The organism is Campylobacter sp. 2457A, from assembly GCF_020135895.1.
GTDB lineage: Bacteria > Campylobacterota > Campylobacteria > Campylobacterales > Campylobacteraceae > Campylobacter_D > Campylobacter_D taeniopygiae.
Map to the genome: position 1 here is coordinate 1 of NZ_JACHTO010000025.1, position 16,885 is coordinate 16,885.

Consider the following 16,885-nt stretch of genomic DNA (forward strand, 5'->3'; position numbering starts at 1 on the left):
GCGTGCAACAAAAATTATAGCTTTCATTTCTTTTTCATCATCATAAGTCATGCGATATTCTAGTTTTGAAGTTCTTTTGATATTAAGCTCTACATCATCACAAGAAGAAATTTCATAAGTTTTATTGACAAGCATTGATAACCTTTTGATATTTTAAAGATGATTATACTTAAAATTTGGTAAAATAAAATAAAAAATAAAAGTAGAAAATATGAAAAATCTTTGCATTATACCTGCGCGCGGAGGGTCAAAAAGAATTCCTAGAAAAAATATCATAGATTTTTTAGGAAAACCTTTGATCTCTTATAGTATAGAAAGTGCTTTAAATTCGCAAATTTTTGATGAAGTTATCGTTTCAAGCGATGATGAAGAGATTATCGAAACAGCTTTAAAATTTGGCGCAAAAGCACCTTTTAAAAGATCCGCTCATTTAAGCGATGATTATGCTTCAAGCACTGCTGTGATCCAAGATGTGATACAAATTTTGCAAAAACAAGGGCAAAATTATGATCATGTCTGTTGTCTTTATGCCACAGCACCGCTTATCAGCGCTGATATCTTAAAACAAGCCTTTGAAAATTTTATACAAAATAAAAGCCAATTTCTATTTAGCGCTTGCGAATTTGACTATCCTATACAAAGAGCTTTTTATTTGGATGAAAAAAAACAAGTTTATATGTTTGATGAAAAATACTACCAAAGCCGCTCTCAAGATCTTACTAAAGCTTATCATGATGCAGGAGCTTTTTATTTTGGCACTAGCAAAGCTTGGCTTGAAAATGATTTTATGTTTAGACCGCATTCTAGTGTATTTTTACTTCCAAAGAATTTGGTTTGCGATATCGATACACCTCAAGATTTGGAATTTGCAAAGATACTTTATAGGGTAAATTATGAAAGTTTTATTTAGAAGTGATAGTTCAACTCAAATAGGCTTTGGGCATATCAAGCGCGATCTAGTTTTGGCAAAACAATACGAAGATGTAAGCTTTGCTTGTTTGCCTTTAGAAGGCTCTTTGATCGATGAAATTCCTTATCCTGTTTTTGAACTACAAAGTGCTAGTATTTATGAACTTATCCATCTTATCAAAGAGCATAAATTTGATTTGCTTGTGATTGATCATTATGAAATTACAGCCGATGATGAAAAATTGATCAAACTCGAAACTGGAATTAAAATTTTAAGCTTTGATGACACCATAAATCCTCATCATTGTGATATTTTGCTCAATGTCAATGCCTGTGCAAAAGCGAGTGATTATGAAGGCTTAGTTCCTTTTAAGTGTGAGCTTAGATGCGGATTTTCCTACGCTTTAATTAGGGATGAGTTTTATATCGAAGCTAAGGAAAAAAGAGAGAAAGTATGGGATTTTTTCATTTGTTTAGGTGGAACAGATATAAAAAATCTTTCTTTAAAAATCGCAAGCGATCTTCCAAGCAATAAAAAAATAGCCATCGCCACAAGCTCTTCAAATAAAAACCTTAAAAAACTTAAAATTTTAGCCAAAGAAAATCCCAATATAAAGCTTTTTATCGATTGTGACAATATCGCTAAACTGATGAACGAAAGCGAAAAACTCATCATCAGTGCAAGCTCTTTAATCAATGAAGCATTACTTTTAAAGGCTAAATTTAAAGCTATTTGCTATGTTGAAAATCAAAGGCCAACGGCCGATTGGCTCGCTAAAAAAGGCTATGAAGTGGAGTATCAAATTTGATTGAGTTAAAAAATTTCACGGATCTTAATGAGCAAGAAATCATCCTAGTTTGGCAATGGAGAAACGATAAAAAAGTTAATGAATTTATGCACACTAAAAACTTTGATATTAAAGAACATAAGAATTTTATCCATAATTTAAAACAAGATATGAGTAAAAAATATTTTTTAGTGTTTAAAAATAAAGAGGCTATAGGAGTGATCGATCTTGTAAATATCAAAAAAGAAAGTTGTTATTTCGGGCTTTATGCAAAACCTGATTTAAAGGGCGTAGGGCAAATTTTAATGGATGAAGTTAAAAAATATGCTTTTGAAATTCTAAAAGTGAAAATGCTAAAAGCATATGTCTTTAAAAACAATGACAAAGCTTTAAACCTTTATCTTAAAAATAATTTTGAAATTGAAAAGGAAAATAAAGAAGCAATATATATAAAATTAAATAATTCTCTCAATTCTTAGAGATAGAATGTATTATAAATACACCCTTAAGGATAAAAATTTCATTTAAATTTTTAAGCACTCCTTACAGCAAAACCTTGTCTAGCTAATTCCTCTTTAATATCTTTTGGAGTATATTGGGAAAAGTGAAAGATATAAGCGCCTGCTAGAGCATCTGCACCCATATTTAAAGCTTTACTGGCATCACTTGGTTTTCCTAATCCTCCATTGATAATAAGTGGAATTTTAAGTTTATCCTTAAAAAGACTTAAAAGTTCCAAATCATACCCTTGAGCCTTTCCTTCAAAATCTACCGAAGTAAGTAAAATCTCACCTGCACCTTGTCTTTCATATTCTAAGGCAAGTTCTAAAGGATTGATATTCAATAATTTTTCTTTACTATAAACAAAAAACTGACCATCTTTTCTTTTAACATCGATGGAACAAACGATACATTGAGATCCAAAACGATTAGCCACTTTAGTGATAAAACTAGGATCCTCTAAAGCTTTAGAATTGATAGCGATTTTATCCGCTCCAAGATTTAAAATATCTTGTATATTTTCAAAAGTTCTAATCCCACCTCCTATTGTTAAAGGCATAAAACATTCTTTAGCGAGATCTTCTAAGCTTTCAAAATCTATTTGTCCATTTTTAGAAGCGTCAATATCTAAAATAATCAGCTCATCAACATTACGTGCATTATAAATTCGCATCGTTGGAGTTAGATGACCGATAGTGCGAAAATCTTTAAATCCTATACTTTTCACTAGTTGTGCATTTTTTAGCAATACGCAAGGAATAATTCTAGTTTTTAACATTTTTAAAGCCTTATAAAATTCTCTAAAAGTTTTAAGCCCAAATTTTGACTTTTTTCAGGGTGAAACTGCACTCCAAAAATATTATCTTTTTGGATGCTAGCTGTAAATTGATGACCATATTGTGCTTTTGCATTAATAAATTTTTCATCACACTCAACATAAAAAGAATGCACAAAATAAAAATCATTTTTCAAGGGAATATCTTGATATAAAGGTTCATTCTTTAAAATTTCTAAATCATTCCATCCCATATGAGGAATTTTTAAATTAGTTTTTTCAAAAGGAACAACCTCACCTTCTAAAAAACCAAAACCATTACAAATTCCGCCCTCATAACCTTTTTCTAAAAAAAGTTGCATACCAAGACAAATTCCTAAGATAGGCTTTTTTACTTGCAAAACTTCTTCTTTTAAAGGTTCTATAAGTTCCATTTTTTCTAAATGCGTCATGGCATCTTTAAAAGATCCAACACCTGGCAAAACAAGTTTTTGCGCCTTAGAAAAATCTTCTTTTTTTTGGATTAAAAAACTTTTGGCTCCTATTTTTTCCAAAGCCTTTAAGACTGAATTTAAATTTCCAGCCTTATAATCAATCACACCTATCATTTTAAAACATACTCTTCTTTCTTAATTAAAGAACCATCATAATCCCTTAAAAATTCACCCTTTTCATTGCGTTTAAAAATTTTTTTATTCGTAAAAGAATCTACAATTTTTTGAAATTCTTCTTCACTAAAGCCGCTAAATTCTAGGTATTTTTTAATGGCTTTTTTAGGTGGCTTTCCATCGTATTTTTGAACAAGTCTTACACCCTCTTCTCTGGTAATATACCCTAAGCGAATATCTAAACACGCATTATCCGTTGCTCTTCCAAAGCCATATTTACAGTATTTTAAATAATCATGCACGTGATTAGAATAACAATCCAAATTTTCAAAATTTTCATAAGTAGTTTCAATCGGCTTAATGCTTGTTCTAAAGCCATTTTTTTGAGAAATTGCAAGATTATTTTTATAATCCCATTTAAAATAATATCCTAAGAATAGTCCCGTAACACCAACTCTTTTAAGCTCTTCATCGCTTGGATAAGTGTAAAAATATAAATCTTTTTCCTTTATACCATCCACTCCTATCATATCGGCGATTCGATTGCCCAAAAGTCCACCAAATTCCTCAAGCCATTCTCTTCCTAAGATATTTTTATCTTTAGAACTTGCAGGGCCTCCATATTCAATTTGCGGACTTTCCCCCCATATAATCAAAGGAATATCAAAATTTACAGCAATTCTCGGCACAGAAGTAAAAATTCCCAAATGGTTTTGCCATTCATTATCTCCCGTTCTTACAAAAGCCTCTCTTGCAAGCTTTTTATAAATTTTTGGATTTCTTTTAATATGGATAAGATCAACACCTAAATTATTAAGATTTTTTAAATTTTTACGCCCTATTTTAGTAGGAACGCTTGGCTCAAAACAAACGCACAAAGGATTTAATCCAAGTTCAAGCATTTTAATGACTTGAAAAGTAGAATCCTTACCCCCACTAACTCCTATCACACAATCATAAATAGGATGTTTTTTATATTTTTTAATGAGTTCTAAAAATTCTTTTTCTCTTTCTTGCCAATTGATTACTTTATTTTTACTTTCCTGAGAACGACAAGCATCACAAACCCCTTCTTCATCAAAATGCAAATCAGGTTTAGTATCTGGCATCACACATTTTTTACAAAATTTCATCACTTTCCTTAAAAAAATTATTTCCAAATATCGTCTATATTTTTATTTTATTAATATTTTGCTATAATTAAAATAAAATATCTTATAGAGAATTCATGAAAAACAAACATTTTTTTATTATTGGTGGTGGTGATTTACAAGCAGATTTAGTTCTAAGCGTAAAAAAAGATTTTATCGCCCATGTTTTTGATTATAATGAAAATTGTTTTTGTAAAGACTTAGCAGATTATTTTCACCCTATTTCTATTGCAGATAAAGAAAAAATTCTAGAATTAGCTATAAAATTTAATATAGTAGGCGTTGCTACTGCTGCTACAGAACTTGGAAATTTAACAGCATGTTATATCGGAGAAAAACTCAATCTTGGAACTAATTCTTATGAATGTGCTAAAAATACTACCGATAAAAGCTTAATGAAAAAAGTGTTTGAAAAACATAATATCAATCATGCTAAATATTTTATACTCAAAGATGAAAAAGATTTAGAGCAAATTACTCAATTTCCTATTATTATAAAACCAAGTGATAGAAGCGCTGGAAGAGGAGTTGTAAAGGTATTTGATAAAGAGAATTTAAAAAAGCGTTATCATGAAGCTAAAGATCTATCTTACAATAAAATCGTTTTAGCTGAAGAAGTTCTAAAAGGAAGACAATTTAGCGTAGAAACGATAAGCTCTCATGGTAAACACCAAATCGTAGCTATCACGGAAGAATATTTAAGAGAGGGTGAATTTGCAGATGACTTTTTAGAGACGCAACATTTAGTTCCTGCTAGAGTAACTAATTGTGAAAAGAATTTTATTGAAAATGAGATTATCAAAGTCTTAAATGCCTTTGGTATCAACTTTGGAGCCTCCCATATAGAAATGAAATTTGAAACCGACGGGGGGGGGGAGGATTTCGAAAAATGCAAACTATCCATCATAGAAATCGCAACTCGCGTAGGAGGTTGGCGTGATGTATTAGTGTATCATTCTTACGACATTGATTATTTACAACTTTTAATCCAAAGTTCTTTAAAACAAGAATTAAAGAAAGTAAATACAAAAGCTGAAAATTTTTGTCTGGTTAAAATGATTTTTGCCAAAGAAGATTATGAGTTTTATAAGAAATTAAAAGCTTTAAAACCTCAAATGATAGTCAAAGAAAGAATTTATGTAAAAAATGATGAAGAGTTTTCTTATTCTTCATCATTGATGGATTCTAAGGGGTATTATTATTTGAAAATTTCAAAGGATGAGGATCCTGAAATTTACATTAATTGTTCTGAGCTATTAAGCGTATAAAATAGTCATTTTCATTTTTAAAGGGTGCAAAACCTCTATCTTCTTTGGCGTATAAAATTTCTAAACCCAAATTTTGTACGCTTTGTTTTAACTCATCAAAATCCAAAAAGCGGCGAAAGTGTTCTTCAAAAATGAAGCAATCCCCCCCCCACCGCTAGCTACTCTCTCACCCTTACCAAAAAGAGAATTTTTCTTTCCTCTTACTTCTATGCAAAGCACTCCTTTTTTCTTTAAAAGTTGTGGGATATTTTTAAAAAGATTGTCTTGCTGATCTTTTCTTATGCTATGCAAAGTAAAACGAGAATAAATTCCATCGTATTTTTTATCGTCTAAAAAATTGCAAAAATCAGCACAAGAAAATTCTAAATTCTCACTTTTATAGCTCTCATTTAAAAATCTGATTTCATCTTCACATAAATCCAAAGCCTTAACCTTACAACCTTTTTGTGAAAAAAATAAAGCATCTCTACCATTACCGCAACCAAGCTCTAAAATAGAAAAATCTTTTTTTAAATATTTCAAGCAAAAAGCAGCAAATAAAGAATGCTCGAAGGGTTCTTGATTTTTAGCATAAAAGGCACTCCAATAATTTGTATCTCTAAACATCATTCTCCTTTAAATTTCTGTATAATTCTATACTACGATAAAGCAAATCAAATAAATATATTAAACCAATCAAATAAAAAAAGAAGGTAAAACATTCAGTAATAAAAGATAAAATAATCAAAATAGATAACAAAGTTGGATCAATCCCTAAAATAAATCCTCTATCAAGAAAAAATTTCTTCACTCCATATCTTTTAACTGTCTTTAAAGTTCTAAGCTTTTTAACAATGATTTGGGAACAAATTACCGCGTGTAAATTCATAGCAAAAATCACAAAAAAAATAGAAAAAATCGAAACTTGATAAGCTAGATACGCCACTATAAAAGCTCCATTAAAAGATAAAATATCAACTATATTATCTAACAAATGTCCCAATTTACTGGATAAATTTTTATACCTTGCAAGCATACCATCGATATTGTCTAAAAAATGATAGATAAGATACAAAATTCCAGCTAAAATTGCATAATGATTATAAAGTGCTACAAGAGATAAAAAAGCGAAAACACCTGCAGTAATAGTAACTTGATTGGGTTTAATATTAGTTTTTTCGGCTAACGGCAAAAGAATAAATTTTTGTATGATTAAAACACGAATAATATACTCACTAATGTAATAAGAACGCTTGTTTTCCAACCTTTCATTTTTTTTAAGTTTTTCATCTAGATCCATCAACTACTTCCTTAAAATCACTAAAAAATTTTCATCCGCAAAACTATCATTAGCATAGCTTATTTTTATAGAATTGATTTCAATTTGTCCAAAATCGCAAAATATTCTTCTTACCTCATCTTTATCAAAAAAATACATTTTCATTCCATTTTCTTTAGAAGCAGATTTTAAAGCATCCTTTTCATCAATAAACACTTCATATTTTGAAATTTTTTCATTGTTCAAATAACGATAATCGTTCGTATTTCTTACGACCATATAAGCGATACCATCTTTTTTTAAAACCCTATAAATTTCTTTAGCCGCTTTTTCTATAACTTCTTTAGAATTATAATAAAGCACACCATAACAAATCACACCATCGAATTTTTCATCTTCATAAGGAATATCATCAACACTTGCGATTTTTAATTCTGCTTTTAGTTTATACAAATCTAGCAATTCTTGCGTTGCTTTAATACCATTAGCAGAATAATCCACTCCATAAGCGTTAAAATCATTCTCAGCTAAGAACTTAACATGTCGCCCCCCCCCGCAACCTAGATCTAAAATTTGATCATTTTTCTTAAAATTTTTTAAAACAAAAGCAACCAAATCGCTACTAGGATAACGCGGCTGATGTCTTTTTTGAGAATGCATTTCGTGCCATTTTTCTTGAGTATTCATTTTAAATCCTTATAAAAATTTCAAAAATTATAGCAAAATATCATTTCCTTAAAACGATAATATAGCTATGATTACAAATAGAATTATTTTCTAAAGATATTTCCATATGATTAATTTCGCATATTTTAAATATATTAAACATTCTTTTCACCTCATCTTTGTCAAAAAAATACATTTTCATTCCATTTTCTTCAAAACTGGATCTTTGAATACTGTTCTCTTTGATCAACACTTCATATTTTGAAATTTTTTCATTGTTTAGGTAACGATAATCTTTCGTGCTTCTAACTACTATATAAGCAATACCATCTTTTTTTAAAACCCTATAAATTTCTTTAGCCGCTTTTTCTATAACTTCTTTAGAATTATACAAAAGCACACCATAACAAATCACACCATCAAATTTTTCATCCTCATAGGGGATATTATCGACACTTGCGATTTTTAATTCTGCTTTTAGTTTATACAAATCTAGCAATTCTTGCGTTGCTTTAATACCATTAGCAGAATAATCCACTCCATAAGCGTTAAAATCATTCTCAGCTAAGAACTTAACATGTCGCCCCCCCCCCGCAACCTAGATCTAAAATTTGATCATTTTTCTTAAAATTTTTTAAAACAAAAGCAACTAAATCGCTACCAGGATAGCGTGGTTGATGTCTTTTTTGAGAATGCATTTCGTGCCATTTTTCTTGAGTATTCATTTTAAGTCCTTGTAAAAAATTGCAAAAATTATAACAAAGATAGGATTATTTTTATACTATCCTTGATCTGATCTTTGCTTATTTTTTCATCACACCACAAATTGATAAGTTCTTTACTTAAAATTTCTGAATTTTTTTGAGTTTTTCCTCCAAAAATCAAATGTGATGGCAAATACCAAGAAGAACAATCAATCCCATTTTTTCTTAAATTTTCAAGTAATTTTTCTCTATCGCCCAAATATCTAAAGGTGTAACGCCAAGATATAGAATTTAAATTAAACTTTGGATGCAAAATGAGTTCGTGTTTTAAAAAATTTTGATAAATTTGCATATTTTCTTTGCGTTTTTCACATATATTGCTAAGCTTAGAAAGTTTTTCTTCCAAATAAGGATTATTATCACTTCCAAAAACAAAGGTATAATCTAAAAGCAAATTTTTAAGATTTTTAAAATAATTTTCATCTTTGGGATTTAAAGAGTAATATTTCAAGCGATATTCTTCAAATTTTTGTTTATCAACTCTTAAGGTTAATTCCTTATTAAAATCCCTCAAAGAATTTAAGGATATTTTTGAACTTAAAATCGCTCCACCCCATAAGTCATTTTCTAAAAATTTAGTATGACCAAAACTTAGGATACTTAAATCGCATTTTGGATTGATTTGATAAGTTTGCGCACAATCTTCGATGATAAATATATTCTTATCTTTACAAAAATCAATAATTTTTTCATCACAAAAATGTCCGTAAAGATGAACTAAAACTAAAGCATCATAAGGATTTTCATCATAATTTTTTTTACAACTTTCAAAAATAAGAGTATAATCATCCAAGCTCACATCTGCAAAAATCACCTCAACGCCTGCTTTTAAAGCCACACTAACCACCTGCGGACAAATCAAACTAGGGATTAAAACCTTGTTTTTATTTTTTGATTTTAGATATTTAAAAATCAAAAACAAAGCACTTGTTCCTGAACCTGTATAAAGAGTTTCTAAAGTATTAAAATGATTGCTAATTTTTTCTTCTAAGCTGTTCAATTTTCTTTCCTTAAATTATGCTATAATTTATAAAAGTAATTTTACCGATATTATTTTAAAAATTAGTTTGGAATTTAAATGCAAATAGGAAATTTTAACACGGATCAAAAAGTATTTATCATAGCAGAATTAAGCGCAAATCATGCCGGAAGCTTAGATCTTGCACTCAAAAGTATCAAAGCGGCTAAAGAAGCGGGAGCAGATGCGATAAAAATTCAAACCTACACTCCAGATAGCCTTACGCTTGATAGCGATAAAGAAGATTTTATCATCAAAGGTGGGCTTTGGGATAAACGCAGACTTTATGAACTTTATGAAAGCGCTAAAACCCCTTATGAGTGGCACGAACAAATTTTTCAAACCGCCAAAGATGAAGGCATACTCTGCTTTTCAAGTCCTTTTGCAAAAAAAGATGTGGATTTTTTAAAACAATTTGATCCTATAGCTTACAAAATCGCCTCATTTGAAGCTAATGATGAAGAATTGATCCGCTATATAGCCAAAGAAAACAAAACCACGATCGTTTCTACGGGCATTGCAAGCGAAGAAGAGCTTTTTAGAATTTGTGAAATTTTTAGAGAGGAAAAAAATTCACAATTGATATTTTTAAAATGTACCTCTGCTTATCCTGCAAAAATCAGTGATATGAATTTAAAAGCTATTTCAAGCTTAAAAGAAAAATTTGGTATAGAAGTGGGACTAAGTGATCATAGTTTTGGACATTTAGCTCCAGTTATAGCCGTAGCGCTTGGAGCTAGAGTAATAGAAAAACATTTTATGATTGATAAAAATTTAGAAAGTGAAGATGCTAAATTTAGCCTTGATTTTGATGAATTTAAAGCCATGGTTGAGGCCGTAAGAGAAGCTGAAAGTGCTTTAGGAGATGGCTCTTTAGAACTTAATGAAAAAACTTTAAAAAATCGCACTTTTGCAAGAAGTTTATATGCAAGCAAAGATATCAAAAAAGGTGAAATTTTTAGCGAAGAAAATGTAAAATCTGTGCGTCCTTCCTTTGGACTTCATCCTAAATTTTATCAAGAAATTTTAGGCAAAAAAGCTACAAAATATATCGAATTTGGCGAAGCCTTAAAAGAAAAAGATTTTAGATAAAAGGCAAAATTATTTATGGATAAAGAACTTTTTTTAAAAAATACCCAAGCGCTTTTTGAAGTGGATCAAATTTTAGCTTACAAACTAAGAGCTTTACAAAAATTTGAAAATTTTCAACCCAATATCACTGAAGATGGTGTTAATTTTACAAACAATTTAGAAAAAATTTATGAAAATCCCAAAAAAGACTTTATAGAAAATTTAAATCTTTATAAAAATCAATACTTTAAATATCCAGTTTTGTTTTTTTATGGTTTTGGAAATGGCAAACTTTATAAAGCCTTATGTGAAAATAAAAATCATAAGCATATCATCGTTTTTGAAGATGAGCTTGAAATTTTAGCCTTAGCTTTTTATTTTACTGATTTTACCAAAGAATTAAGAAGTGAAAAACTCATACTCTTTCACACTCCAAGCATTACTACTGCACAACTTAATGCTCTTTTTATGTTTGAAAGTATTCAAAAAAGTATTAAAATTTTTAATCTTTTTATTCATAGTGATTTTTACCTTAAATTTTATACCCAGCAAATACAAAATCTAAATCAAATTTTAATCGAAAATATTCGCTTTATTGTTTTAGCTAAAGGAAATGATCCATATGATTCTAGCATAGGGATTAAACATGTATTAAGCAATCTTCCTAAACTTTTAAGCCATGGAATTTTTCAAGATTTTTTAAAAGAAAGAAAAGGTAAAGTAAAAAATGCCATCATCGTTTCAACAGGCCCTAGTCTTATCAAGCAATTGCCTTTATTAAAAGAATATGCAAATAAGGCTACGATTTTTTGTGCAGATAGTGCTTATCCTATCTTGGCAAAGTATGATATCAAGCCTGATTATGTTTGTATGCTAGAAAGAGATGATGTAGTTTCAAAATGTTTTGATAATGATTTTAAAGAATTTGATCAAGGAATTTTATTTATCATAAGTTCTGTTGTCCATCAAGAAGTCATTCATTTTCTTGAAAGAAATTCTAGAAAATATATGCTTATTCATCGCCCTTTGCTTTTTGCCTCATCTTTAAATCTTAAAGAATTTGGTTATATAGGCGTTGGAGCAAGTGTTGCAAATATGGCTTATGAATTAGCTGCTAGCTTAAGACATGAAAATATCATTTTAATAGGACAAGATCTAGCTTATGCAGAAGATGGAAGCTCTCATCCAAGTGATCATATCTATGGAAGTGAGGGGGAGAAAATACGCGGAGAAGTTTATACCCTTGCTTATGGTGGCAAAGAACGAGTAAGAACACAACTGACTTGGAATTTATTTCGTCAAGCTTATGAAAAAGATATTTTTTGGGCAAAAGAAAAATTACAGATTAATACCTACAATTGTACCGAAGGTGGAGCTAGAATAGAAGGAGCTATAGAAAAACCTTTTAAAGAAATTTGTGAAACACTGCTTAAAGAAAATTTAAAAAAACCTTTTGAGTTACCTAAAAATTTAGAAACAAATGAAATAAAAAATAAATTTTTACAAACCCAAAAACTTCTTACTAAAAATGTCAAACAAAGTGAAGAATTTATCAAAAAATGTCAAAATGAACTTAAAAAACTTGATTTTGAACTCAATAGATCCGAACTTAATTTATCAACTTTAGAAAAAATCAAAAAAAATCTTTTAAAATTTTTTAGCGAATTTAAAAAATTAAAATTGTTTAATGAGCTTACTCAAGCCATTTATTATCATAATGAATGTGAAATTTTGCGCTATGAAGTTTTAAATGAAAATGAAAATGATCAAAAAGAAAAAATCAAAGAATTTTTAATCACCCAAAAAGCATGGTGGTTACAAGCTTTAGAATACTTAAATACTCAAAATAAAACCATCAATGAAGCTTTAGAAAAATACAAAAATGACGATATTTCATAAATAAAATGGAGGATTTATGAAATTTAATAAAAATCAAATTACACTTTTTAATAAAAATCTAGATTCACTAAACAATCTTACCTTAAAAGAAAATCTTAAAAAATTAGCAATCACTCATTATGAGCTTATTTTGGGCAAAGATAGCTTAGATATCAATCTTAAAGATACAAGAGATGATACTTTTCTTTATAAAGACACTATAAAAGAACTAGATACAATGCTAAAAACTTATAATGAAAAATATCTTTTATATCCTGTGCTTTATTTTTATGGTTTTGGAAATGGAATTTTATTTAAAGCTCTTTTAAAAAATAAGCATTGCGAACATTTGGTTGTCTTTGAAAAAGAATTAGAAATTATTAAAATTATGTTCCATCTTTTAGATTTTTCTCAAGAATTAAGTGAAAATAAACTTTTATTGTTTGACGTTAACACTTTAGAACTTCAAGATTATCATGATCTATGTTCAAATGATCCTTTTTTTAAATTTTCTAGAACTTATTTTTTAGAACTTAGCAGTGATTATTATGACAGAAATCAAGAAGAAATCTTAGCAATAAATAACAATTTTATAAAAAACTTTAAAAGAGCCATTCTTTCAAATGGAAATGATCCAAAAGATATCTTACAAGGCATAGAACAATTTGTTTATAATCTCTCAGTTATGATTACTCGTATTCCTTATCAAAATTTACTCAAACAAAGAGTAGGACTTAGTAACACAGCTATCATCGTCTCGACAGGACCAAGTCTTACCAAACAACTTAACACTCTTAAAAAATATGCAAATAAAGCAACCATTATAGCAGCCGATAGTGCATATCCTATCTTAGCAAAGCATAATATTAAACCTGATTATGTTTTATCTTTGGAAAGAATTTTTTCAACTTCCAGATTTTTTGATAATAATTTTGGAAATTTTGATAAAAATACTATATTTATTACAACCCATTTGACTCATCCTCAAACCATTAAAAATCTAAAAAATAATAATAGAAATTTTATGTTAGCTTGCCGAAAAAATCAATTTGCAACCTATTTAAATATTAATCAATTTGATGGATTATATGAAGGACATAGTGTAGCGAATATAGCTTATGGTTTAGCTGTAGTCTTAAAACATGAAAATATTATTTTTATAGGGCAAGATCTTGCTTATGCAGAAGATGGAAGCTCTCACCCAAATGAACATATTTTTGGAAGCTATGATGGTATAAAAAAAGACACGTTGTCTTATCATTTGCAAACTGTGGCTTATGGGGGAGAAAATCTAGTTTATACTAAGGAAGTATGGAATTTATTTAGATATGTTTTAGAAAAACATATTTTTCAAACAAAGCAATTAGAACTTTGTAATACCTACAATTGCACCGAAGGTGGAGCTAGAATAGAAGGGGCTATAGAAAAACCTTTTAAAGAAGTTTGCGAAACTTTATTAAAAGAAGATTTAAAAAAGCCTTTTCCTAAGGTAAAGAATTTAAACCAAGATAAACAAAATGAACTTTTACTTAAATGTTATTATAAAATTTATAAAAGTATAAGACATTGTAAAGATTTTAAAGAAGAACTTTTAAAATCTTATAATTACATCTTAGAAAGTTTTTCAAATCTTAATTTAATTTCAAATTTAGATGAAGGTAAAGAAATACTTAATTATCTCGTACAAAAAATAGATAAAGTTAAAGTTAAATTTGAAGATGGAAAAAATATGTTAGATCTTTATGAAATTTTAGGTCCTTTGCAAACTCAATTTGAACTTAATTTGGCAAGAATTTATGTTTTAAATCCAAAGACTTTAGAAGATTCCTATAATAAATCTTTATTATGGGTAAAAGAGCATATAGATTTTTTTAAAATGGTTTATGCTCATATTGAAGCTCAAGAAAAAGCTTTGATAGAAAATATTATTCCTTTGGAAGATGAATTAGAAATAAGAAATTTAAGAAAATGGAAGGAAAAAATCAAAAATGCAAAATGAAATTTTTCACAAAAACTTAAAAAATATGAATGATCAAGAATACAAAGAACTTAAGGAAGAATTAAAAAAAATCAAAGAACTTAGAGAATTTTCTTACACTTTTGGTAAAGATAATTTAAATATTAATATCATTAAAAAAAGAAATTTAAAAACGATCTATAAAAATCCTATAAAAGAATTAGAAGAAAAAATTGAGTTTTTTAAAGAATATCAAAGATATCCGGCTTTATTTTTTTATGGTTTAGGAAATGGAATTTTATATAAAGCATTGTTACAAAATGAAAATCACAAAAGAATAGTTGTTTTTGAAAAAGAAATAGAAATTATATTTATCGTTCTTAATTTACTCGATTTTAGCGAAGAACTAAGAAAAGGAAGATTGATATTAATTTATACTCCTCATATGAATTACGCAAAAGCCGATAGAATATTTTCTTTAAAAGAAGTTAATCAATTTTTTAAAACTTATAATCTACACCTGCATTCTAATTTTTACAAAAACTATGAAGAAGATATGTTAAAAATCAATACCTTAAATTCAAAGGCTATTAAAAATATTAGCCTTAGAAGAGGAAATGACCCAAAAGATGCTATGCAAGGTATAGAACAATTTGTTCGCAATATTCCAAAAATGATTAACCATCCAAGTTACCATACTTTACTTAAAAAAAGAAGAAACGCTAAAGATGAAAACACAGCTATCATTGTTTCAACTGGACCTAGCCTTGAAAAACAACTTCCTTTGCTTAAAAAATATGCCAATAAAGCGACAATTTTTTGTGCTGATAGTGCTTATGCAATATTAGCGCAACATGATATAAAGCCCGATTATGTTTGTATGATGGAAAGAGATCATCACACAGCAGAATGCTTTAATAACGATTTTAAAGAATTTGATCAAGGAATTACTTTTATTATCGCCTCTTTGATACATAAAAACACTATAGCTTATCTTGAAAAAAACAAAAGAGAATATATCTTAGTCACTAGACCTTTACCCTTTGCCTCCTCAGTAGAACTTAATGAGTTTGGCTATATGAGTTGTGGTTTAAGTGTAGCCCATATGAATTATGAGTTAGCTATTCATTTAAATTTCAAAAATATCATTCTAATAGGACAAGACTTAGCCTACAGCGAAGATGGAAAATCTCATGCAAAAAATTTCTTATATGAAGATTTTCACAAAGGACACTACCAAAGAGATTTTAGTAAACATACAGCGTTAGCTTATGGAGGAGATGGAATTGTTCAAAGTTCTGAAATTTGGAATATCTTTAGGGAAATTTTCGAGAACTATATTGCATTAAATAAAAATGAAATCAAGACTTATAACTGTACCGAAGGTGGAGCTAGAATCGAAGGAACCATAGAAAAATCTTTTAAAGAAATTTGTGAAACACTACTTAAAAAAGAACTTAAAAAACCTTTTGTCAAAATTCCTAAACTTTCAAAAGTTCAGAGAAATAAATTTATGTTAGAAGCGTATAAAAAAATCAAAAATCAATTAAATCTAACTAATACTTTTTTAAAAGAATGTAAAAAAATCAAAAATCAATTAACTAATTTAAAAAAAGGCAAAACTAAACTCACTCTTGATCAAATCAGTCAAAATTTAGATAAATTAAAAACCCGTTTAGATTCTAAACGCTATGTCTTTTTATTGGAAATTTTAGGACCAACTTTATATCACGAAGAAAGCTTACTAGCTCCTTTATATACTCAAAAAATTAACAATGAAAGCGAGAGACAGAATAAACTTTTTGCTTGGCTTTATGCACATGAATCTTTAATCGAAAGTATTTTTGATCTTGTAAATACTCAAAATATTATCTTAAAAAAAGCTATCATACCTTTACAAGATGAATTAGAAAAAAGAAAATTGATATAAATGAGGATAAATATCCTCATTATTGTAAAAGTTTTAAAACATTTTGCTGCACAGCATTAGCCTGACTCATCGCATAAGATCCACTTTGAGCTAAAATATTATACTTAGAGAAATTTGCACTCTCGGCTGCAAAGTCAACATCTCTTATAGTTGATTCAGCGGCTTTAACATTTACTTGAGTTACGGTGATATTATTAATCGTAACTTGAAGTTGATTTTGCACTGAACCTATATCTGCTCTGATTTGATCAAGATTTGTTGTTGCAGTTTCAGCAATATCCATTACCGCCATAGCTCCTTTAAGTGTAGTTACACCAGCATTTTTATAAGTTACACCTGCACT

The 16,885-nt window shown here is 28.7% G+C and carries 18 protein-coding genes and 1 pseudogene; 8 read left to right on the plus strand and 11 right to left on the minus strand.

Translation table 11 applies throughout. The features are described 5' to 3' along the window. On the minus strand, positions 1-135 hold a 135-nt coding region (locus tag H2280_RS07195; RefSeq protein WP_337216095.1), incomplete at its 3' end, for a DUF2920 family protein. A 76-nt stretch (positions 136-211) separates the two neighbouring features. On the opposite strand from H2280_RS07195, the gene pseF reads away from it, so the two are divergent. The 3 genes from pseF to pseH are packed head-to-tail and all read left to right on the plus strand — an operon-like array spanning position 212 to position 2,176. Then, on the plus strand, positions 212-910 hold the full coding sequence (gene pseF / locus H2280_RS07200) for a pseudaminic acid cytidylyltransferase (protein WP_337216078.1): 699 nt from the start codon (positions 212-214) through the stop codon (positions 908-910). Then, complete coding sequence (pseG, locus tag H2280_RS07205; RefSeq protein ID WP_337216079.1) at positions 894-1,718, plus strand: UDP-2,4-diacetamido-2,4,6-trideoxy-beta-L-altropyranose hydrolase; 825 nt, start codon at positions 894-896, stop codon at positions 1,716-1,718. Before pseF ends, pseG begins: the two co-directional genes overlap by 17 nt. Continuing rightward, on the plus strand, positions 1,715-2,176 hold the full coding sequence (gene pseH / locus H2280_RS07210) for a UDP-4-amino-4,6-dideoxy-N-acetyl-beta-L-altrosamine N-acetyltransferase (RefSeq protein WP_337216080.1): 462 nt from the start codon (positions 1,715-1,717) through the stop codon (positions 2,174-2,176). The genes pseG and pseH overlap by 4 nt, the downstream gene beginning before the upstream one ends. A gap of 53 nt (positions 2,177-2,229) precedes the next feature. On the opposite strand, the gene H2280_RS07215 is transcribed toward pseH, so the two are convergent. Genes H2280_RS07215 through pseA form a run of 3 tightly spaced genes read right to left on the minus strand, consistent with a single transcriptional unit; the run spans position 2,230 to position 4,714 of the window. After that, a complete protein-coding gene (locus H2280_RS07215; RefSeq protein WP_337216081.1) occupies positions 2,230-2,976 on the minus strand; it encodes a HisA/HisF-related TIM barrel protein in 747 nt (248 codons plus the stop codon). A 2-nt stretch (positions 2,977-2,978) separates the two neighbouring features. Then, positions 2,979-3,581: an imidazole glycerol phosphate synthase subunit HisH gene (gene hisH / locus H2280_RS07220; RefSeq protein WP_337216082.1), complete on the minus strand. Its 603-nt coding sequence runs from the start codon at positions 3,579-3,581 to the stop codon at positions 2,979-2,981. Further along, a complete protein-coding gene (gene pseA / locus H2280_RS07225) occupies positions 3,578-4,714 on the minus strand; it encodes a pseudaminic acid biosynthesis protein PseA (protein ID WP_337216083.1) in 1,137 nt (378 codons plus the stop codon). Before pseA ends, hisH begins: the two co-directional genes overlap by 4 nt. A 95-nt stretch (positions 4,715-4,809) precedes the next feature. Between pseA and H2280_RS07230 the strand changes: the two genes are divergently transcribed. After that, positions 4,810-6,000, plus strand: a complete 1,191-nt coding sequence (locus H2280_RS07230) for an ATP-grasp domain-containing protein (protein WP_337216084.1) — start codon at positions 4,810-4,812, stop codon at positions 5,998-6,000. Positions 6,001-6,087: 87 nt separating this feature from the next. On the opposite strand, the gene H2280_RS07235 is transcribed toward H2280_RS07230, so the two are convergent. The 6 genes and pseudogenes from H2280_RS07235 to H2280_RS07260 all read right to left on the minus strand — a co-directional run bounded on the left by H2280_RS07235 (position 6,088) and on the right by H2280_RS07260 (position 9,688). Beyond that, the gene (locus H2280_RS07235; RefSeq protein WP_337216085.1) at positions 6,088-6,606 is read right to left on the minus strand and encodes a class I SAM-dependent methyltransferase; all 519 of its coding nucleotides are present in this window, start codon (positions 6,604-6,606) and stop codon (positions 6,088-6,090) included. Beyond that, positions 6,599-7,279: a CDP-alcohol phosphatidyltransferase family protein gene (locus H2280_RS07240; RefSeq protein ID WP_337216086.1), complete on the minus strand. Its 681-nt coding sequence runs from the start codon at positions 7,277-7,279 to the stop codon at positions 6,599-6,601. Before H2280_RS07240 ends, H2280_RS07235 begins: the two co-directional genes overlap by 8 nt. 3 nt (positions 7,280-7,282) lie before the next feature. Next, a complete protein-coding gene (locus H2280_RS07245; protein ID WP_337216087.1) occupies positions 7,283-7,945 on the minus strand; it encodes a class I SAM-dependent methyltransferase in 663 nt (220 codons plus the stop codon). A gap of 40 nt (positions 7,946-7,985) precedes the next feature. After that, a pseudogene (locus H2280_RS07250) lies at positions 7,986-8,477 on the minus strand (class I SAM-dependent methyltransferase); the annotation flags it as partial. Between the two features lie 19 nt (positions 8,478-8,496). Then, entirely contained in the window at positions 8,497-8,649 is a 153-nt protein-coding gene (locus H2280_RS07255; RefSeq protein ID WP_337216088.1) for a hypothetical protein, read from the minus strand. Between the two features lie 28 nt (positions 8,650-8,677). Then, positions 8,678-9,688 (minus strand): DegT/DnrJ/EryC1/StrS family aminotransferase, encoded by a 1,011-nt coding sequence (locus tag H2280_RS07260; protein WP_337216089.1) that lies wholly within the window; start codon positions 9,686-9,688, stop codon positions 8,678-8,680. A gap of 78 nt (positions 9,689-9,766) precedes the next feature. Between H2280_RS07260 and pseI the strand changes: the two genes are divergently transcribed. Genes pseI through H2280_RS07280 form a run of 4 tightly spaced genes read left to right on the plus strand, consistent with a single transcriptional unit; the run spans position 9,767 to position 16,542 of the window. Continuing rightward, complete coding sequence (gene pseI, locus H2280_RS07265) at positions 9,767-10,798, plus strand: pseudaminic acid synthase (RefSeq protein ID WP_337216090.1); 1,032 nt, start codon at positions 9,767-9,769, stop codon at positions 10,796-10,798. Positions 10,799-10,813: 15 nt separating this feature from the next. Next, the gene (locus H2280_RS07270; RefSeq protein ID WP_337216091.1) at positions 10,814-12,676 is read left to right on the plus strand and encodes a motility associated factor glycosyltransferase family protein; all 1,863 of its coding nucleotides are present in this window, start codon (positions 10,814-10,816) and stop codon (positions 12,674-12,676) included. 16 nt (positions 12,677-12,692) lie between these two features. Then, positions 12,693-14,654, plus strand: coding sequence for a motility associated factor glycosyltransferase family protein (locus tag H2280_RS07275; protein WP_337216092.1), 1,962 nt, complete (start codon positions 12,693-12,695; stop codon positions 14,652-14,654). Further along, positions 14,644-16,542, plus strand: a complete 1,899-nt coding sequence (locus H2280_RS07280; protein ID WP_337216093.1) for a motility associated factor glycosyltransferase family protein — start codon at positions 14,644-14,646, stop codon at positions 16,540-16,542. Before H2280_RS07275 ends, H2280_RS07280 begins: the two co-directional genes overlap by 11 nt. Before the next feature lie 19 nt (positions 16,543-16,561). Here the strand turns inward: H2280_RS07280 and H2280_RS07285 are convergent. Beyond that, positions 16,562-16,885 (minus strand): flagellin (locus tag H2280_RS07285; protein WP_337216094.1); only part of this gene is annotated, 324 nt, incomplete at its 5' end.